Genomic DNA, 19,745 nt, shown 5'->3' with positions numbered 1-19,745 from the left:
ACTCTTCACTCTTCACTATACACTCCGCCATCAGGCGGCATCTCCTCCCTCCTACTTCCTACCTCCTACCTATCTTTATTGTCTTTCTCCCGTTCTTATTCTATAATCTCCCTGTAGCCACAGACTATTTCATTATGCATTTTGCATTATGCATTATACATTGGAGGATTCTATGAAATCCCTTCACCTTATCATCAACCCCAACGCCGGCATGCGTCAGGCGCGTCGTTTCCTGCCGGAAATGATCTCCCTGTTCAACCGGGCAGACTGGCTTTGCTCTGTTTATGTCACGGAGAAGCGCGGCGATGCCACAGACTTTGCCCGCCTTCATGGCGGAGAAACTGATCTGGTTGTTGCCTGCGGCGGCGACGGCACCCTGAATGAGGTCATCACCGGCCTGCTTCAGGGCGGATATAAGACTCCGCTGGGATACATCCCCTGCGGCAGCACCAACGACTTTGCCAACGGCCTCGATCTGCCCCTGGAGCCGCTTCCCGCCTGCGATTCCATTATTTTCGGCCAGCCTCGTCCCCTGGATATAGGTCTCTTCGGTGCCGACCGCTATTTCAGCTATACAGCCTCCTTCGGTGCTTTCACCAGCGTCGCCTGGTCCACACCCCAGAATGTGAAAAACGTGATCGGCCACGCCGCCTATATCCTGGAAGGGATTCGTTCCCTGGCGGATATCCATCCCATTCACATGAAGATCAGCGCTGACGGCCGGGAATATGAGGATGACTACATCTTCGGTGCCGTGTGCAATTCCACTTCCCTGGGCGGCGTCCTGAAGCTGGACGATACCGAGGTCCATATGAGCGACGGTCTTTTCGAGGCACTGCTCATTCCCTTCCCCCAGGACCTGATTGCCCTGAACCGGATCATCACAGCCCTGCGTACGCGTCATTACGATGATCCTTCCCTGCTTTTCCTTCGGGCTTCAGTGTTCACTTTCTCCGGTTCATCCGATGTCAAGTGGACCCTGGATGGTGAGGAAGCAGAGGGAACGCCCGCGGTTGAAGTCCGCAACATCCACAATGCCGTCACCCTGCTGTGCAGGTAACTTCATACTTTCAACGTAAAAACCGGCGAAGCTTTCATTCAGCTTCGCCGGTTTTTCATATCGTCTTATGCTTCATAGCCGCGGTCAAAAGCAGCCTTATTCATTTCAAGGAACTTCGGATTGATGACCTTTTCCAGGGCCGCCAGCCACTTTTCCTTCGGGATCTCAGTACACTTCGCGAAGTGTCCCATCAGCACAATATTGACTGCCTTGGAGCTTCCCGCTTCCACCGCGGGTGTCAGCGCATCAAAGTCATCAATATCAAATCCCTTTGCCTTCAGTTCTTCCAGCACGCCTGCCGGATATTCCGCGGCGCCGGTAATCACCGGCATCGGATCAATTTCCTGGGTGTTTACGATAATCTTGCCGCCCTTGCGCAGGCATCCCGCGTAACGGGCAGCTTCCAGTTTTTCGAAGCTGATGATATAGTCGCACTCGCCCTCGGTCACGATGGGGCTGTATACTTTCTCTCCGAATCGCACATAGGTCACGACGCTGCCGCCGCGCTGGCTCATGCCGTGCACTTCGCTGACCTTCACGTCATAGCCTTCATCCGTCAGCAGGGTACCCAGCAGTCTGGAGGCCAGCAGGCTTCCCTGTCCGCCGACGCCGACGATCATTACGCTCGTTGTTTTCATTCGTTTTTACCTCCGATCGCGCCGAAGGCACACAGCTGTTCGCACACGCCGCAGCCTACACAAAGTGTCTTGTCAATCCGGGCTTTGCCTTCCTTGAAGCTGATGGACGGGCAGCCCATCTTCATGCACTTTTTGCAGCCCCGGCACTTATCCGTATCCACCTGCAGCGGTGTTTTCGGCTTCACATATTTCAGCAACACGCAGGGCCGGCGGGAAATGATGACGCTCGGCTCCTCAACAGCCAGCTCTTCCAGCACCGCTTCTTCGCAGGCCTTCAGGTCATAGGGATCCACGACCCGCACCCGGTTGATGCCCAGCGCTTTACACAGGGCTTCCAGGTTCACCTTTGCCGCCGGATCGCCTTTGATGTTGTATCCGGTCGTGGGGTTCTGCTGGTGGCCGGTCATGCCGGTGATGGAGTTATCCAGGATAATCACCGTGGAGTTGGTTGCGTTGTAGGCAATGTTAACCAGTCCGGTCATACCGCTGTGCATGAAGGTGCTGTCGCCGATCACGGCCACAGTCTTTTTCTCCGTTTCCTTGCCGCGGGCTGCATTGAATCCATGAATACCGGAAATGCTGGCACCCATGCACAGGGTGGAATCCAGCGCGTTCAGCGGTGCAACCGCGCCCAGCGTATAGCAGCCGATATCACCCAGTACGGTGATATGGTTCTTCACCAGTGTGTAATACATACCGCGGTGCGGGCAGCCGGAGCACATCATCGGCGGGCGGCCGGGAACTGCGGGAGCATCTCCCTGGGCTTCCGGAATATCCTTTACCGCATAGCCCTCCTTCAGGAAAGCTTCGCGGATCGTCTTCTGGCTGAACTCGCCGATGGCGGAGAACAGGCTCTTGCCGGTTACGGCAATGCCCAGCGCCTTCACATGGTTTTCGATCACCGGATCCAGCTCTTCAATCACATAAAGCTTCTTCACCTGTGCCGCAAAGTCCCGGATCATCTTCTCCGGCAGCGGATTGGGCATGCCGATCTTCAGCACGCTCACGTCGTCACCGAAGACTTCCTTCACATACAGATAGCTGCAGCCGGAAGTGATAATGCCGATCTCGCGGTTGTCCGCCAGCTCGACCTTGTTATACATGCAGTCTTCCGCCAGCGCCTTCAGCTTCTCTGTCCGTTCTTCCACAATGGGATGGCGCTGTTTGGCATAACCGGGCATCATAATATACTTGGAAGGCTGCTTCACATATTCCTTCAGCGGCACTTCTTCCCGCTCGCCGATGTCTACCACGCACTGGCTGTGAGCGATGCGCGTGCACATCCGGAGCAGTACCGGCGTGTCATATTTTTCGCTCAGTTCAAAAGCGGAACGGGCAAATGCATAAGCTTCCGCGGAATCGGAAGGCTCCAGCATCGGCACCTTCGCCGCAATGGCATAATGCCGGGAATCCTGCTCGTTCTGGCTGGAATGCATCGCCGGATCGTCCGCCACGCACACCACCATACCGCCGGTCACGCCTGTATAGCTCAGCGTGAACAGCGGGTCCGCCGCCACGTTCAGTCCCACGTGCTTCATGGCGCAGACACTCCGCATCCCCGCCAGGCTCGCACCGAAAGCCGCTTCCATAGCCACTTTCTCATTCGGTGCCCACTCGCTGTGGATATCATCATGCTTGGCAAGGAATTCCGTGATCTCCGTACTCGGAGTACCCGGATAACTGCTCACCAGGCCGATTCCGCCGTTGTAAAGGCCCCAGGCCACTGCTTCATTACCAATTAACAGTTTCTTCATGACATGCCATCCTCAACCATTAATTCTTCATTTTTCATTCTTCATTGTTGATTCCCAGAATCGCTTAACTGCGGTTCTGAGAATCAACCAGCCCTTCTCCGCCGTACATCCGGCGAAGCTTGGGCTTTTCAATCTTCCCTGTCGCGTTCCGCGGCACGGGAGCCAGGATGATCTTCCTCGGCCGCTTATACCGCGGCATGCCCAGGCAGAACTCCTGGATATCTTCCACTGTGGCGGTACTGCCCGGTACCAGTTCCACAATCGCCGCGGCAATTTCGCCCAGGCGTGCGTCCGGGAGACCGATCACGGCCACGTCCTTGATCGGCGGATAGGCCGCCATAAAGTTCTCAATTTCAACAGGATACAGGTTTTCACCGCCGGTGATAACCACATCCTTCTTCCGATCCACCAGGTAGATGAAGCCTTCTTCATCCTGCCGTGCCATATCGCCCGTCAGCAGCCAGCCATCCTTCAGGGTTTCGGCTGTTGCCTGGGGGTTGTTGTAGTAGCAGACCATTACGCCAGGTCCTTTCAGGCACAGTTCACCGACTTCACCCGGTGCCACTTCCGCGCCGTCCGGACGGATAATCTTCGTCTCCCATCCGTATCCGGGAATGCCGATTGCACCGACCTTGCGGACGTTCTCAATGCCCAGGTGTACCGCACCGGGGCCGATGGACTCGCTCAGGCCGTAGTTGGTGTCATACTGATGGTTCGGGAAATATTCCAGCCAGCGGTGGATCAGGCTCTGGGGCACCGGCTGTGCGCCGATGTGCATCAGCCGCCACTGATCCAGTTTATAGTCGGACAGTTTCAGTTCTCCGCTGTCCAGCGCCGTCAGCACGTCCTGTGCCCACGGAACCAGCAGCCACACAATTGTGCACTGTTCGCTGCTGACTGCCTCCAGGATTGTCTGGGGGCGGGTACCCTTCAGGATCACGGCTTTGCCGCCGGAGATCAGGCTGCCGAACCAGTGCATCTTCGCGCCGGTGTGATACAGCGGCGGAATGCAAAGGAAGCAGTCATCCTTCGTCTGGCCGTGATGGGCCTGCTCCACCCGTGCGGAATGGATCAGGCTGCGATGCTTATGCAGGATTGCCTTCGGAAAGCCGGTGGTGCCGGAAGAGAAGTAAATCGCAGCGTCGTCATCCTCTGTCAGGTCGCACTTCGGGAAGCTGGAGCTGCTCTCGTTGATCAGCTCCATCAGGTCATCCGCAAAGCTCGGACAGCCGGGGCCTTCAAACACCAGTGCCACATGGGGAATCTTGTCTGCTATTTCTTCAATACGGCCGATGAATTCCGGTCCGAAAATGAGCATATTGCTTTCGGACAGGTTCAGGCAGTACTCAATTTCATTGGATGCATAGCGGAAGTTCATGGGAACCACCACCGCGCCGGTCTTCAGGATACCGAAGTAGATCGGAAGCCAGTCAATGCAGTTCATCATCAGGATGGCAACCTTCTTGCCCTTGCCGATGCCGTGGCTCCGGAGCATATTGGCCACCCGGTTGGCCTTTTCATCAAAAACCGCCCAGGTAATTTCCCGGCGGTAGTGCTTCTGTTTTGCGCTGGGTTCCACCAGTTCAAAATCGTGCCAGGTAACCCGTCTGGTTTCAGGCTGATCGGGGTTAATCTCAACCAGTGCGGTATCGTCAGGCCATTCTCTGGCATTTCTTTCCAACAATTCAATAATGGTCATAAGTGTTAAATCCCCTTGTCTTTTTGCACATACTGAAATCTCATCCTCAAAAAACGGGCGTCCGCCATATTCATGAGAATGAGAATCCTGTAATTGTGAATTATGAATTATGAATTATGAAATGTCAATTAAAGTCCATGAAAAGAACAGAAGGTTCCATCCCGTCTGCCCATTCCGGAAGACTGGTCAGGCGGATGATCTCTCCTGTAATCGGGTGCCGCAGTTCCACCATGGCGCTGTGCAGGGCAAAGCAGCCCGGAAACTCTGCTGGCTGCTCCTGCCCGTAAAGGAAATCGCCCCTCACCGGGCATCCGATATAGCTCAGGTGCACCCGGATCTGATGTGTTCTGCCTGTTTCCAGTTCCAGCAGGATCAGCGCACCTTTGCCCTGTTCCTTCAGCACCCTGTATCGGGTCCTGGAGGGTTTCCCGTCAGGACTGATCATCCGCTTGATGGTCGCACCCGGCACCTTGTCAATCGGGAAATCCAGAATGCCTTCCTTTTCAGCCGGCATTCCGTCTGTCAACGCCAGATAGCGTCTCCTGAATGCCGGCGTATGCAGTTCCCGCTGCAGGAGATGCTGCGTATGCGGTGTCTTGGCAACCACCATCAGCCCGCCCGTTCCTTTGTCCAGCCTGTTTACCGGGCGGTATACAAAGTTTTCCGGGCATCCGAAATAGGAATATACTGCGTTTTCAAGCGAATCATCCGGATGGTTCCGGCTGCTCTGGCTGGCAATCCCTCCTGGTTTCGCCACAACCATCAAATGTTCATCCTCATAGGGAATCTCCAGCGGCAGCTCAAACGGATTCAGCTGATAAACCGGAATATCCTCTTCCCATTCTATACTGACCAGATCGCCTTCCGCCACTTTCGCGTCCGCGCGAACCGATTCTCCGTTCATCCGGATCCGGCCGTTCCATTTGGCGCTCTTCATCGCAGAATAGCTTACACCCATGGATCGCCTCAGGATATCGCGAACCTTTCTTCCGGTTTCTTCCGGTCCGACCCGGTACTCCATTCCCCCGCTCCTCACTTTGTTTCCCTATGCGTACTGAATAATCCGCACTGTTCGAGGACAGCATAATTATGAATTATGAATTGTTTTTCCTTCCGATTTCTTCGTAGGCCGGAAATACTCTCGGATACACTCCGAGAAGCACAAACAGCATAATGGCATACCGCGCGGAACGGATCAGGTTTGCTCCCAGCGTTCCGCTGTTCAGCCATTCCTTGTCAAAAGGCAGCTTCAGCACAGTGTTCATCACCGCGTATACCGCAAAGGCACCGGCCACCCGCAGGATCATCGCCCATACATTCTTCGTATCCTGGAAGTTGATATACTTCTTTTCATAGGGGAAAACCGTTATCATGCCGATCAGCAGTCCCAGGGAAGTGAAATAATCCCGGCTTGTACACCAGAAGATTCCGGGCACGGTCACCGCCAGCAGGATCAGGCTGCGAACCCATTCCTTCTTCACTTTCTTTTCCAGCAGCATGCTGAATCCAAGTGCTGCCAGGCCCACCAGCCATCCGGCCAGCACGTCCGTGGGATAATGCACTCCAACAACAAAACGGCTCACGCCGATCAGCAGCGGCACAATCACCGCCAGCCACCACATCCACTTTTTCCGGATTTCCCGGGCAATACTTCCATACATTGCCACCGCATTCGCGCTGTGGCCGCTGGGAAATGAATATCCCTGCTGGATAATATCCAGGGGATCCGCGTCCTCCTGGACAACCGTCAAGGCTTCAATGCTTTCAGGATGCGCCATGTACGGCCTGATCCGCAGCACAATGTTTTTGATCATCGGAAACCACATGCTGGCCGCTACCATCGTAAAGCCGCAGCGTTTCCCCGATTCTTTTTTGTAGCAAAACAAAACGACCAGCAGCACCAGAAGCATCACGGTTTCCCCGCCGATAAACGTAACCGCTTTGGCTATCGCCTGCCCGGCAGATCCGATGGTTTTCTGCAGCCACTCAATCAGGTCTACTTCCCAGTCAAAATAAAAAACATTGCCCATGTTGCCTCAACTCCGATCCGGGATATTATATCTGATTTGCTTATTTACCGCAACAAAAAGCCCTTGACGAGGCACATCTCTCATGGTAATATAATCGGGCTGGTTAGCTCTGGAGCGATGGCCGAGCGGTTGAAGGCGCTGGTCTTGAAAACCAGTGATACCGAAAGGTACCGGGGGTTCGAATCCCTCTCGCTCCGCCAGCCTTGACATGGAGAAGTACCCAAGTGGCCGAAGGGGCTCCCCTGCTAAGGGAGTAGGATCCGTTGAGGGTCGCCCGGGTTCAAATCCCGGCTTCTCCGCCAATAAGACCTCAGGAAAATCAACGCTCCTGGGGTTTTTTGATGCCAAAAAACAGGCTTGTACCTTTTACTGTACCCTTTAGAGAGAATGACCAAATTGTACAAATTATTACGCTTGAATAACAAAATCGCGCGGCGTTAGTGTTGTCAAACCGCTCGCACCGCGCTATATCATCCTATTGTTCCAAGCGAAATTTATAACCGGGAATAGATTTGTTGACTCGCAGATCCAATTTCAATCTATTATTTCAAATCTGTCCGAATAATATATACCGTCTCTTCATCCATACCCTCCGGTTTGAGGTCATATCCGGTATCTGTCAGATGATCCTTTGTCGTCTTCCAGGCGTTCAAAACACCAGTCAGATTCTTTTCCACGAGCGGAAGGAGATTCACGGCCGCACTCTTTTCGGCGGTAAGAATGCTGTCTTTCAGCGTTTTTGTTCCGGTTTCCTGCAGTGTGGACGCGCCGGTTGATACCAGCGTTGCGCCGGCGGAAAGCGTTACTGCAGCGTCAGAAGCCTGGGCCACACCGTCCGTATAATCTTTCAGACCGGTTACAAAAGTGTTCACCTGATCAAGCTTCTCTTTCAGAGCCAGGAGCTGCTCCCGGGCCGCTGCCGCCTGTGCCAGTTTCGCAGTAATCGTTTCGTCCTTCGCCAGATAAGCCTCTGTGTTCTCAGTCACCAGTTTTTCAATCTGTTCCTGTACGGCCGCTTCGGTCTGAGCCAGAATTGCTTCGCTTTTCATCTGAGCTTCCACAGCGGTGTCTACCTGTGCGGCCTGTTCCTTTGACACCAATCCGCCTTTCAGGGCGGCGGCATACTGTTCGGCAGTCATCTCAAACCCGGCAGCCTTCAGAACGGCTTCCAGCACCTTGCCTTTTACGGCCTCCAGAACGCCTGCCCTGATCTGGTCTTCTTTGGCTGCGACCTGTTTCCGGACTTCCTCCGCGATTTTAGCGGAGGCAGCGGCTTTCAGCGTATCGGGATCAAGCTGCGCTATCACACCATCCAGGATTTCGGCATAATTCTCTGCGGTCAGCACCGGTATCGTGATGCCGGCGTCAGCCAGGCCGGAAGCAGCGATCTGGTCATTGGCCGTGTTCAGGATTGCTGCAAAGAGTTGTTCCGCTCCGTTGTTCAGTGTATCATTATTCCCTTTCAGCGCAGCAAGGCCTGTGTCCAGAGCAGCTGAGCCTTCCGCCACCTGCTGCGCGCCTTCTGCCAGTTGTAAAGCGCTGGCATCCAGATCCTTCAATCCTTTATTCAGTTCATTAATCTTACCGACGATTTCTTTCGTCATTCCTTCGGTCTCGGGCAAATCAGCACCGTCCTTCAGCGCTGTCAGTAGCGCTGTGACATCCTTCAGCAGCGCTTCAGGATCCATACCGTCGATCCGCGCGTCCAATTCCCTGCAGGAAGCTTCCAGCGGATCGGAGGAGCAGAATGTCATCATCCAGCCAAGATCCGCGTGATCCGAATGGAACACTGCGGAAAAGGATACCGGCAGCTGCAGGGACGGATCCATGTTCGGCACAGCCCATCCTACCAGTACGGACCGTTCCGCTTCCGTAAGCACGGCCGCGTTTTCCGTTTTCAGGTCTGAAATGCCTTCTTCGGGAAGCAGCAGCGCGGAAAGCACCAGTGCGGGTGCCTGCCCTTCTGTCCGGTAAGTTACGGTCAGGACAGCTTCCCCGGTCTTTTCTTTCAGGTCTGCCGCGGAGATCTCCTCCCCGTCCAGCGTCAGGGTCACAACCGGCACTACAGCCGGGGCTTTAGCCGATGCTCCCTGATAGATCACGTTCTTTCCGTTTGCTTTCCAGACGAGTGTTTCGCCTTCCAGGGTAAAGGTTTCATTCCCGCCAACGTTCAGAATGTCTGTCAGCATAGTACGGTCAGTCAGTTCATCCAGCCCGTCCGTGTTCTCCAGGCGGATACTGTCGGTAATGCTTTTCACAGAGCCGTCAGCGCCTGCGACCACATAAACCCTCTCATGCTTCGTATTCTCGGCCAGCGCGCCGGTACATCCGAGTATCATGACCAGCGCTGTCAGCATCGCAATAATCTTCTTACTCATAATGATCCTTCCTTTCCAAATCAGCAGGCAGCTTTTTTCATTCCGGCTGTCGTGTGTACAATGACTTTATCCATGATCAGCAGTACCGCCGGCAGGAGCAGCAATACAACTGCCACGCTCAGCAGCGCGCCGCGGGCAATCAGCCTGCACATGGAGGAGATAATAGCCACGTTGGAATAGAGGCCCACGCCGTAGGTGGCCGCAAAGAAGCCCAGGCCGCTGACCAGCACGCTCTGCGCGGCGGAAGCGACAGCGTCCTGAACCGCTTCTTTTTTATCCTTGCCCGCAAGCCGGTTCTGCTTGTAGCGGGTCGTCATCAGGATGGCGTAGTCCACCGTGGCGCCCAGCTGGATGGTGGAGATCAGGATTGGTCCCACGAAGGGCAGTTCCTGCTTCAGGTAATACGGGATGCACAGATTGGCCGCAATGGCCAGTTCGATCACTGCCACCAGCAGTACAGGCAGCGAGACGGACCGCTGTACCAGCATGATGATCACAAAGATCGCGATAATCGAGATCAGGCTGACAACCGTGAAGTCCCGGTCCGTACAGGCAATCAGGTCCTTCGTGCAGGGTGCTTCGCCGATCAGCATGCCGCCCTTGTCATATTTCTTCAGGATTGCGTTCAGGCTGTCGATCTGCGCATTCACTTCATCCGAAGAGATAACGTAAGCGCTGTTCACCAGCATCAGCTGGTACCGGTCTCCTTTTACCAGGGACAGCACGTCCTCCGGCAGGATCGATTCCGGAATCCCGGCGCCCAGCAGGCTGTCAATCCCGATGACGCTTTTCACGCCGTCCACCTGCTGCATTTCTTTCGTCATGTCCCGGACATCCTTCTGGGATACATCCGCGTCGACAAGCAGCAGATGCGTGGTGGACATATCAAAGGTTTCTTCCAGCTTTTTATTGGCCTGGACAGACTCCAGTTCCGGCGGCATGACCTTGCTCATATCGTAGTAGACATTCACATTCCGGTATCCGTAGAACGCCGGGATGATCATAACCAGCAGGATCACAGCCAGCACTTTATAGTGTTTCGTAACGAACCGGCCGATGCCGCTCACATCAGGCAGCAGCGGTTTGTGGCTCGTTTTTTCGATCGCGCCGTCCAGCGCCCGGATCACACAGGGCAGCAGCGTCACCGTGCCAAGCACGCCCAGGATTACGCCCTTGCTCATCACAATGCCCAGGTCTTTGCCCAGGGTGAAACTCATGAAGCAGATGCTCACAAAGCCGGCGATCGTGGTCAGGGAGGAGCCCAGGATGGAAGTGAAGGTCAGCCGGATGGCATTCGCCATGGCTTCATCCTTGTCGTCCGTCAGGGCTTTCTGCTCCTTGTAGCTGTGCCACAGGAAAATGGAATAGTCCAGCGTCACAGCCAGCTGCAGCACGGCAGCCACCGCCTTGGTGATATAGCTGATCTCGCCCAGGAAATAATTGCTGCCCATGTTCCACAGAACGGAAACGGCAATGCAGAGCAGGAAGATCATCGGCAGCAGGAACGAGTCCATTGTCAACATCAGCACAACGGCGCACAGTGCCACGGCAATGGCGACATAGATCGCTTCCTGGTCCTCCACCAGCTGCCTGGTATCGGTCACGACCGCAGAAAGGCCGCTCACAAAAGTTTTTTCACCGGCAACCTTCCGTACCTGACTGATAGCTTCCATGGTTTCCTCAGAGGAGGAACCTTCATCAAAGAAGACGGCAGAAAGCATACAGTCGCCCCGCTGGAACTTCTCCCGAATATCATCCGGGATGATTTCCACGGGCAGCGTTCCCTTCGTCAGTGAAGCGTACCCGATGACGGAGTCCACATGCGGTATTTCCTTCAGGGCGTTTTCCATATCCGCCTGGTCCTTCAGGTTCATACCCTCCGTAACCAGCAGGGAAAAAGCGTCCTTGCCGAAATCCTTCAGCAGAATCTCCTGGCCCTGGACGGTCTCCAGGTCCTGCGGCAGGTAATACAGCAGGTCATATTTGGTCTTTGTCCGGACCATGCCCAGCACAGACGGCACCACCAGCGCAATGCACAGGATGATGATCAGTATCCGGTGCTGAACCAGTCCCTTGGTAAATCCTTTCATGTTTGTCTTCCTCCTGTTCGGTGCTTGTTTTGAACACCGTGTTGACTTTCTCAACGCCGTGAATTATAATGACCCCCGTGATCGAAATCAATAATCAGATTGATTATCGATCGTTTGTTAATCAACACCGGTTCAACCGCCATCCGGATAATCAACAAAAAAGCCAATATTGTTCAGGAAAGAAGGAGACCCATGGAAGAGCAAAAAAAAGAAGACCGGCGTGTGAGGCGCACCAAAAAGATGCTGACCCAGGCCCTGACTCAGCTCATGCAGGAAAAACAGATCAAGGAGATCACAGTCAAGGAGCTGACAGGCCTTGCGGATATGAACCGGGGGACTTTCTACCTGTATTACAGGGATGTGTACGACATGCTGGAAAAGCTGGAGGACAGCATGTTTGAGGCCCTGGACAGCATTGCCGCCCTGCATGAAACTGACGCGGCCCGACAGGAAACCAAACCGATCCTGCTGGATGTATTCCGTTTTATCGAAGAAAACCAGGAGATTGTCCGGGTATTGCTCAGCCCCTACGGTGACATGAAATTCCTGCACCGCCTGTACGATGTGATCCGGGAAAAATGTCTCACCGGATTTCCATACGCCGCCGCGGTGGACAAAAAAAATGAAGCGGATTTTGATTACCGCTTCAGTTTTGTGATCTATGGTGCCGCCGGGCTGATCCGCGCCTGGGTAAACCGGAACTGCGCCGAACCCGCCGTTCAGATGGCCGAACTGGCCGACGCTCTGATCCGCCGCGGGAGCCTGTGATCCCGCGCCATCGCGTCGTTTCCTTCCCGCCTGCGCAGCCCCGGCTTCCCTGCCATGCAAAAACGCCGTATCCGATACGGCGTTTCAGACTGTCTCTTTGACAGCCTCTTTTGTAAGCAGAGAATTGTATCCTTATCTGTACCCTTATAAAACTATAACATTTGGCGTGAAAATGAAACTATTGTCCCCTGAATTGATTGATTTTACTACGTTCCCCAATAAATTAGCATTGAGTAATATAGTTCAAATCCCGGCTTCTCCGCTTACATAGAAAGACCTGTGAACACAAGGGTTTTCTTTCATAAGGAACTAATCCTTGGGGATACCGCGTAGTCGATGCTACGCGGTTTTCCTTTGCTTTGGGGTTGCTTCCAGGGTGACCGGCTCGGTCAGAATAGGGATTTCGATCTGGCCGACGAAGTTGAAGATGATCTCCACCGTCTGCCTGCGGTGACCAGAGGACTTGTCCGCTTCGTGAACGATGATCTTCTTGATGAATTCATTCACAATGGCGGTGGTCAGTTCGGGAATGTCCACGTACTTTTCCACCAGAGCGGCGAAGCGATCGTAGTTGTCGCTGTCCTCCTGCTGCTGGTCAATCAGTTCCTCCATGACGGTGATCTCGGTCTTGAGCCGTGCCTGCTCTTCTTCATAATCCACCATCATTTTCTGATAGCGATCATCGGAAAGCGTGCCGAGAACGTGATCTTCGTACAGGCGGGAGATCAGCTTGTCGATGTCCTCCAAGCGTTTCTTCGCTTGCGCCAGCTGCTTCCGGTTCTGCTGGATGCTGCTGTCCTGCGCTTTGCGGGTGGATTGCATCCACTCCTGTTGGAAACCCTCCGCATCCTCCCGGACATAGGCGGTCACAGCGCGAATCCGTTCCAGCACGATGTCTCGCAGCACTTCCTCCCGGATATAGTGGCAGGAGCATTCGCCGCGACCGCTTTTGTAGGCGGAACAGGAGTAACGATCTTGCCTTCCTTCATACGCCTTGCAGGTTGCAAAGTGCATCCGTCTTCCACAGTCTGCACAGAAGGTGATACCCGCGAACATACCCTCTCGTTCAGCGCGCTGAATACTCCGGTGGCGCTGCTGCCGCAGATCCTGCACACGATCCCACAGCTCTTTTGAAATGATTGGATCCTGTGTGTCAGGTGTAATGTGCATGTCCTCCGCATGGTTGGCAATTCGCTTCTTCAATTTGTAGGATTTGGAGTATGTCTTGAAGCTGCATGTGCAGCCTGTGTACTCCATCCGTCCCAAAATTTCAGCGGTTGTGCTGTCCTTCCACCGATACGGATGAGCAGGCAAAGGTTTCCCATGACGGCTGTTATAGATAGCTGTTGGGGTAAGAACTTGCTCTCGTTCCAACAAGGCAGCAATGCTCTCCGGCCCCTTGCCCTGCATAGACAGGTCGAAGATGTGTCTTACCACGGGCGCAGTTTCCGGATCAGTGATCCAGTGTCCTTTCTGCATCGGATCCTCCAGGTATCCGTAAGGCGGGCGGTTGAGATGCTCGCCACGCATACCTTTTGCTCGGATAACCGCACGCACTTTCCGGCTGGTGTCCTTGGCATAGAAGTCGTTGAACAGGTTACGGACCGGGGTGAAATCGCTGTCTCCGTGCTCGGAATCCACGCCATCGTTCACGGCGATGAAGCGTACATTCATGCTGGGAAATACGATCTCGGTGTAGTGACCCACTTGCAGATAGTCTCTCCCAAAGCGGCTCATGTCCTTCACGATGATCGTACCAATCTGCCCAGCTTCTACCAGGGAGAGTAATTCCTGCATAGCGGGACGGTTGAAGTTGGTGCCGGTATAGCCGTCGTCCACGAAGAATCTCGTGTGGGGGAAGCCGTGATCGTCAGCATACTTTTGGAGCAATGCTTTCTGATTTTGGATGGAGTTGGACTCTCCATCCAGGTCGTCTTCGTTGCTGAGTCTGCAATATAACGCGGTGATCTGCTGCTGATTCAAATCATTTTCCTCCTTTCGGGAATCAGCCGGCAGTACCGTAGTGCTCATAGGAATCATAGCATAGTTCAGGGAATTCATCATCTGGGAATTGCCTCCATACGGGGTAAAGGTTCAGAGAAAATCAGGCGTTTAACCTTGCCATCCAGGCTTTCTTTGCCGTCGCAATCGGTGAGGATCGTGTACCAGGTGTTGCCGATCTTTCGCTCAATAATGCCATGGAAGGTATCGTATGCTGACCAGATTTTCTCCCAGGCTTCCACCAATTCGGGCGGCGGAATGTCGGGCGGATAATCATAGACAGCTGCCCAATCGAAGGGCTCATAGCCGGAAGCGATCAGGTCATTGAGATACTCGTAGTCCATTTCTTGGGGGATAGTGTAGCGCATGCGTTCGATAAAAACCTTCTTAAAAGTAGTTTCGCATATTTGCTAAATACATAGTATCACATCAAAAGAAGTCTGTCAACAAGCATTTCGCAAATATGATAAATTTTCCTTGACGAGATTTTGGTTCGCCTGTATAATGCACATGGAGCTACAAACGATTTCATCGTAAGCCGCGCAAGTCATCTTTACATCAGGATCGGAGGATCACATGAAGACCGGAGAGAAGCTGAAGCGCATCCGCAAGTTTCGTGGATACAACCAGCCGGAGTTTGCCATTATGGTCGGTTTAGGCGAAAACACAGCGCCGAGAATTGCACAGTATGAGTCCGGCTATCGTGTTCCTTCACCGAAACTGCTGAAGACAATGGCGGAGGTTTTGGATTGCAATCCGCTGGCGCTCATGGACGTGACTGGGCAGAATGTCGAAGAACTGATGATGATGTTTTTCTGGTTGGAGGAAGAGCATCCCGGCATGTTCCATGCGTTTCAGATGCAGCGAACTGAACTCACCGATTATGATTCCGAAGCCACGGATGATGCAAACATTTATTATCACGATGGCGATTCCTGGCCTGCTCATTCTCCGTGTGGATTGTGGATCGACAACAATTTGATGAATGGATTCTTCCGGGAATGGCTTTATCATCAGCAGGAGCTGAAGGCAGGAACCATTACAAGGGAAGAATACTTCGAGTGGAAAATCAGCTGGCCTTACACTTGCGATGAATGCGGGAAGCGTGAGCCTATGAAAAAGTGGCGCAAGGAAAACGCTGTCCTTGATTCAGGCGAATCATAAACAGCGAAGTCATGCCGCGAAAGCACGGATCACAAATTTGTGATCCGTCCAAATTGTAACACTGTCCAGGCTGGAAAACTGTAGCGGCAAGCAATGCAGAGTTAATAACTTCTGCAAAAGCTTGTTGGTAGACTCCGCCCCCAAGCCCCTGCCAGCCAGCGCAAGCGCTGTGGTTATCTTCACGAAAAGAGAAAGCCGCCATGCCAGTATTGCGTGTAAAGCGCAAGAGTCCGGCATGACGGCTTCTTTCATGTCTGCCCATTGGCGGAAACGAATCTGACGCAGAAAGATACTACAACCACAGAACGCAGTTCTGGTTTTCAGGGGCTTGGGGGCGGAGCCCTCAACAAGCTTTTTGCAATTCGGCCCGGATTGCATTGCTTGCGGCTCTTTTCAAAAAGAAAACTGCCTTGTAACTGTCCTTGCTTTTGTACTTGGTGCCAAGGCCAGAGCGCAGGCGAAGTGTGCCTTTGCGGGTCTATGCACCGGAGAAGTCTGTGTTGATCCGCCAGACTTCCGTCCTGCTGTCGTCGCCCGGCGCGGAGAAATTCACACGGGGCGTCATGGCGGCAGGCACAGGTGCGCGGAGAATGCAGCCCTCCACCAGCCGCTGCCATTTCCCGGCTTCATCGATGGGATGCACCAGTTCCAGTTCATACTCGCCGTTCAGGGTTTCCGTCACGGTCGCTGTCAGCGGAGCCAGGGTGCCGTTGCCGTTGGTGGAGAAGTCGGTGCAGTCGGCGGGATAGACACAGATCATGGGAATCATCTCCAATCCTGAAGAATTTAAAAAAGTGTCCTCTTCGGACACTGATCGATTATCTTAGGTGTGAGCATGCACTAAAGAATGTCCATATCGTTTTTTAGTACCGAAAACTGTTCTCTGATAATTTCAATAATCTCATCCGCGTTTTCCTTTCTGCCGCCTTTCAGCCAGGCAAGCAGGATGCTGATTGTGAATCCTGTTCTGACAGACACATAGTATTCCGTATGTGCCCGAGGCAAATTAGGAAGAACGCCGTATTTTTCTTCCAGAATATAAGCATTTTTCATGTGGCAGGTAAAAATGATGTCCAGACGATTGATCCTCATGAGTATTTCGAGGATTTTGTAATTCTGTATCCAGTAATTGACAAAATGCCGAGCCAGATCGAATTCGCCACGAAAGGCTGGCGGATGGTATGTGCTGAAAGCAGTATGAAATGCTTCATCGCATTTCCAGAGAAACACATCAGATATGTTGTCAAAGCAGCGATAAAAAGTAGTTCGCGCAATTCCTGATTTACGCTGTATATCAGTCACCGAAATCAGGTCATAGGATTTTTGATCCATCAATTTCAGAATACACTGATATATGAGTTCCGCCGATTGTGCTGATCGCTTGTCTTCCCGAATATGGTACATGCTATTCCTCCTGATGCGCTACAATTTTGTTATGACTGTAGCAGATACATGCGCTACTATTGTAGCGCAAAGTATCGAATGATACAATCCCTTTGTTGAAGCGCGAAGGGAGGCTTTGCAATGTTCACTCTTTCCTGTGAATCCACGGTAGATTTACCCTGGTCTTACATACAGTCCCGAAAGATCTCTGTGATCGAGTACTCCTATCTGGTAAACGATCAGGAGTATCCTGATGATATGGGAAGAAATCCCGACAGTATGCCTCAATTTTATCGCTTTCTGGAAGATGGCGTGATCCCGAAAACATCTCAGATTACAGAGATGGCGTATGAGGCATATCTCGAAGGACTCCTTCAGAAGGGGGATGTGCTTCACCTCGGATTCGGGACAGGGATGACGCCATCCATTCTGAATGGAATTGCAGCGGGAGAAAAACTGCAGGCGAAGTATCCGGATCGTCGGATTATTGTCATTGATACAACCTGTTCCTCTTCCGGTTATGGTATGCTGGTGGATGACGTTGCGGATCTGCGTGACGCAGGGAAAGACCTGGACGAAATTGTCGAATGGATCAAATGTCATAGCCGAAGACTGCATCATCAGTTTTTCTCAACCACGCTCAGTTATTATCGCCGCAGTGGAAGACTTTCCGGCCCTGCTGCTGCCATTGGCACATTGCTTAGCATTTGTCCGATCATGCGGCTGGACTATGATGGTAAAATTGTTGCTTACAATAAAGTCCGAACAAAGAAAAACGCGATTCTGCGCACAGCGGATGAAATGGAACAGCATGCTGACAGAGGGAAAGAGTACAGCGGGAAATGCTGGATATGCCATTCAAACTGTCTTTCTGTAGCAGAACAAATGAAAGCCGTCCTCCAGGAACGTTTCCCCAAAATCCACGGGGATATCCGCATTTGTGATATAGGCACGATTATTGCTTCACACTGCGGGCCGGGAACTGTAGCGATATTCTTCTATGGAGATGAACGTCCCCAAATGAATGATTCATCAAAAAACGAAGGTGAACATGAATGAGATCTGCTGAACAAAAAAACGATATTTGGAAAGCCATCCGAATTATGACGGCTGCACCCATTCTGGCAATGGCTTCTCTCGCGTTGCTTTGGATACACAGGAGGAATGTTTTTTCAAACGTGCTGCAGTTGTGGGCTTTGATTGCTTGTCTTGGTCTCTTGCCGCTAATGGCATACCCGCTTCAAAGGTTCATACCGCATTTTAAAGATCAAGGTCGTATTGGGCAAAGATATCTCGCCATGATATTTGCGGTTGGAGGCTATATTCTTTCCATTCTTGTGTGCGCACTAAGCAATGCTTCACGTTCAATCTGGTTTTTCTGCCTTGAATACCTGTTGAGTGGAATCATAATCATCCTGTTCAACAAAGCTTTTCAACTGAAAATCAGCGGACATATCTGCGGCGTATTCGGGCCTATGCTATTATTGATTCAAAATGGTTTATGGCCAGCATTTCCCATCGGTTGCATCATTTTAGTGCTTGTTGCCATTGCAAGTTTAAAAACGAACAGACACACTATAATGCAGATTGTTGGCGGAGGCGTAGCGTCGTTGTTGGCATTCGTCATTTTATCATATCTGCTTGGTAAGTGACATTATAGATATCGCCAATTTGGCTGGATGACCACCTTTGTCACCGTTCCTGCCCAGCTGATGGCATTCGCTCCCGGCTTCAGCACTGGGAATTCTCCGGTCATGTGGTCGTTCATCAGGGTGCTGCCCTGATAGGCTTCCTGCAGGGCACAGTCGAGGACGATGCTCCCGGAGATATTTTCCAGTTCTACTATGGTCGTGCCCACCATGAGCGTAATGTCTCCGGAGCCTGTAACCGTCAGGATAGGCTCGGAATACACGCTTCCCGGATTCGTGATGATCGTCCCGGATGTGGTGACCGTGATGTCAACGGCGGCATTGGCATAGATGAACGGATAGCGGTGAAAGATGACGGCAAAGGTCCAATGCGGATTGCCATGTATGAATCAAGATCAATACTCCCAATTTCCCTCTGAAATCGATTTTGCACCATCCAGATGAACAAATCCTCGTTCGCTTGAGTTTCAGCTCCTTAGAATCGAAAATCGGTGAAGAATATACTATATATTGTATTTACAAGTCAAATCAGATACAATATATCGTACGAATTTAAATTGCTAAAACACTCCAGATAAATTTTACAGAAAAATATCGCCATAATTATGCCGGCACAACCTTGATGGCCGTGCCGGCATGTTGTGGTTATAAGGTTAGAATGACGTCATGCAGGATGACCTCTTCTGCTCTGCTGCGGATGCTGTTCATTCTGCCTACCCATTCAATCGGCTGCTCTGCCTTCAGGCGCTCCGTAGCACCCTCCTGCGCAGCCATCTGAGCAATCAGCCTTTCCAGCATGGCTGTTGCTCGCTCGTTTGCATCAGCCAAGTGCCTGTGAATTGTACCATTCAGAATTAGCCGCTCATACAGCCCCGGATGTTCCGCCTCGAGGTAGTTCATGTGCATCCTGCCCCATTTTCCAATAGGACGCTGCTCTTTATCGCCGATTACCAAATCAGGGTACAACATGCCATCATTACCAAGAGTGTAGGCGCCACCAAGTTCTTCATATAGGGACTTCATCATCGTTTCCTCCTTCATGTGTGGTCGTTTAGTGTGAAATAGGTTAAGCACTACAGTTGCCGACTTGTTGTGTTGAGGTTGGATGATTAGTTCCTTATGACAATGAAT

Annotated in this window: 18 protein-coding genes and 2 tRNA genes; 7 read left to right on the top strand and 13 right to left on the bottom strand. The window is 52.4% G+C overall.

All coding sequences use genetic code 11. The annotated features are described in order from the left end of the window. Positions 1-172 precede the first annotated feature (172 nt). Positions 173-1,060 carry a YegS/Rv2252/BmrU family lipid kinase gene (locus JRC49_13105; GenBank protein QTE70720.1) on the top strand — a complete coding sequence of 296 codons (888 nt, stop codon included), beginning with the start codon at positions 173-175 and terminating at the stop codon, positions 1,058-1,060. A gap of 65 nt (positions 1,061-1,125) precedes the next feature. On the opposite strand, the gene JRC49_13100 is transcribed toward JRC49_13105, so the two are convergent. From JRC49_13100 to JRC49_13080, 5 genes are all read right to left on the bottom strand, one after another. Next, the gene (locus JRC49_13100) at positions 1,126-1,698 is read right to left on the bottom strand and encodes an indolepyruvate oxidoreductase subunit beta (GenBank protein ID QTE70719.1); all 573 of its coding nucleotides are present in this window, start codon (positions 1,696-1,698) and stop codon (positions 1,126-1,128) included. Beyond that, entirely contained in the window at positions 1,695-3,452 is a 1,758-nt protein-coding gene (gene iorA, locus JRC49_13095; protein QTE70718.1) for an indolepyruvate ferredoxin oxidoreductase subunit alpha, read from the bottom strand. Before iorA ends, JRC49_13100 begins: the two co-directional genes overlap by 4 nt. Positions 3,453-3,516: 64 nt before the next feature. Then, a complete protein-coding gene (locus JRC49_13090; GenBank protein QTE70717.1) occupies positions 3,517-5,151 on the bottom strand; it encodes an acyl--CoA ligase in 1,635 nt (544 codons plus the stop codon). A gap of 124 nt (positions 5,152-5,275) precedes the next feature. Next, positions 5,276-6,172 (bottom strand): RluA family pseudouridine synthase, encoded by an 897-nt coding sequence (locus JRC49_13085; protein QTE70716.1) that lies wholly within the window; start codon positions 6,170-6,172, stop codon positions 5,276-5,278. Positions 6,173-6,245: 73 nt separating this feature from the next. Continuing rightward, positions 6,246-7,181, bottom strand: a complete 936-nt coding sequence (locus tag JRC49_13080; protein ID QTE70715.1) for a phosphatase PAP2 family protein — start codon at positions 7,179-7,181, stop codon at positions 6,246-6,248. 111 nt (positions 7,182-7,292) lie between these two features. Between JRC49_13080 and JRC49_13075 the strand changes: the two genes are divergently transcribed. Continuing rightward, positions 7,293-7,381: transfer RNA gene (locus JRC49_13075), tRNA-Ser, on the top strand. Between the two features lie 10 nt (positions 7,382-7,391). Beyond that, positions 7,392-7,483 (top strand) — tRNA-Ser (locus JRC49_13070). A 240-nt stretch (positions 7,484-7,723) separates the two neighbouring features. On the opposite strand, the gene JRC49_13065 is transcribed toward JRC49_13070, so the two are convergent. Next, positions 7,724-9,559: a hypothetical protein gene (locus tag JRC49_13065; protein QTE70714.1), complete on the bottom strand. Its 1,836-nt coding sequence runs from the start codon at positions 9,557-9,559 to the stop codon at positions 7,724-7,726. A 20-nt stretch (positions 9,560-9,579) separates the two neighbouring features. Beyond that, positions 9,580-11,649 (bottom strand): MMPL family transporter, encoded by a 2,070-nt coding sequence (locus tag JRC49_13060; protein ID QTE70713.1) that lies wholly within the window; start codon positions 11,647-11,649, stop codon positions 9,580-9,582. Between the two features lie 192 nt (positions 11,650-11,841). Between JRC49_13060 and JRC49_13055 the strand changes: the two genes are divergently transcribed. Then, the gene (locus JRC49_13055; GenBank protein ID QTE70712.1) at positions 11,842-12,417 is read left to right on the top strand and encodes a TetR/AcrR family transcriptional regulator; all 576 of its coding nucleotides are present in this window, start codon (positions 11,842-11,844) and stop codon (positions 12,415-12,417) included. Positions 12,418-12,756: 339 nt separating this feature from the next. On the opposite strand, the gene JRC49_13050 is transcribed toward JRC49_13055, so the two are convergent. Both JRC49_13050 and JRC49_13045 read right to left on the bottom strand, forming a co-directional pair. Next, positions 12,757-14,481 (bottom strand): DUF4368 domain-containing protein, encoded by a 1,725-nt coding sequence (locus tag JRC49_13050; protein QTE70711.1) that lies wholly within the window; start codon positions 14,479-14,481, stop codon positions 12,757-12,759. Beyond that, positions 14,478-14,762: a hypothetical protein gene (locus JRC49_13045; GenBank protein ID QTE70710.1), complete on the bottom strand. Its 285-nt coding sequence runs from the start codon at positions 14,760-14,762 to the stop codon at positions 14,478-14,480. The genes JRC49_13050 and JRC49_13045 overlap by 4 nt, the downstream gene beginning before the upstream one ends. A 232-nt stretch (positions 14,763-14,994) precedes the next feature. On the opposite strand from JRC49_13045, the gene JRC49_13040 reads away from it, so the two are divergent. Beyond that, positions 14,995-15,582 (top strand): helix-turn-helix transcriptional regulator, encoded by a 588-nt coding sequence (locus JRC49_13040; GenBank protein ID QTE70709.1) that lies wholly within the window; start codon positions 14,995-14,997, stop codon positions 15,580-15,582. 478 nt (positions 15,583-16,060) lie between these two features. Here the strand turns inward: JRC49_13040 and JRC49_13035 are convergent, their stop codons facing one another. Next, positions 16,061-16,342, bottom strand: coding sequence for a hypothetical protein (locus JRC49_13035; protein QTE70708.1), 282 nt, complete (start codon positions 16,340-16,342; stop codon positions 16,061-16,063). Between the two features lie 80 nt (positions 16,343-16,422). Then, a complete protein-coding gene (locus JRC49_13030) occupies positions 16,423-16,986 on the bottom strand; it encodes a hypothetical protein (protein QTE70707.1) in 564 nt (187 codons plus the stop codon). A 120-nt stretch (positions 16,987-17,106) separates the two neighbouring features. Between JRC49_13030 and JRC49_13025 the strand changes: the two genes are divergently transcribed. Together JRC49_13025 and JRC49_13020 are read left to right on the top strand one after the other, a co-directional pair. After that, positions 17,107-18,024 (top strand): DegV family protein, encoded by a 918-nt coding sequence (locus tag JRC49_13025; protein QTE70706.1) that lies wholly within the window; start codon positions 17,107-17,109, stop codon positions 18,022-18,024. Next, positions 18,021-18,617: a hypothetical protein gene (locus JRC49_13020; GenBank protein ID QTE70705.1), complete on the top strand. Its 597-nt coding sequence runs from the start codon at positions 18,021-18,023 to the stop codon at positions 18,615-18,617. The genes JRC49_13025 and JRC49_13020 overlap by 4 nt, the downstream gene beginning before the upstream one ends. Positions 18,618-18,619: 2 nt before the next feature. Here JRC49_13020 and JRC49_13015 read toward each other — a convergent pair whose 3' ends face one another. Together JRC49_13015 and JRC49_13010 are read right to left on the bottom strand one after the other, a co-directional pair. After that, complete coding sequence (locus JRC49_13015; GenBank protein QTE70704.1) at positions 18,620-18,877, bottom strand: hypothetical protein; 258 nt, start codon at positions 18,875-18,877, stop codon at positions 18,620-18,622. A gap of 382 nt (positions 18,878-19,259) precedes the next feature. Continuing rightward, the gene (locus JRC49_13010; GenBank protein ID QTE70703.1) at positions 19,260-19,640 is read right to left on the bottom strand and encodes a TnpV protein; all 381 of its coding nucleotides are present in this window, start codon (positions 19,638-19,640) and stop codon (positions 19,260-19,262) included. Positions 19,641-19,745 lie beyond the last annotated feature (105 nt).

The organism is Clostridiales bacterium FE2011, assembly GCA_017569305.1.
In the GTDB taxonomy this organism is placed as follows: domain Bacteria; phylum Bacillota; class Clostridia; order Christensenellales; family Aristaeellaceae; genus Aristaeella.
Note: the sequence above shows the minus strand (reverse complement) of the source record. Positions and strands in the feature narration are given on the sequence as shown.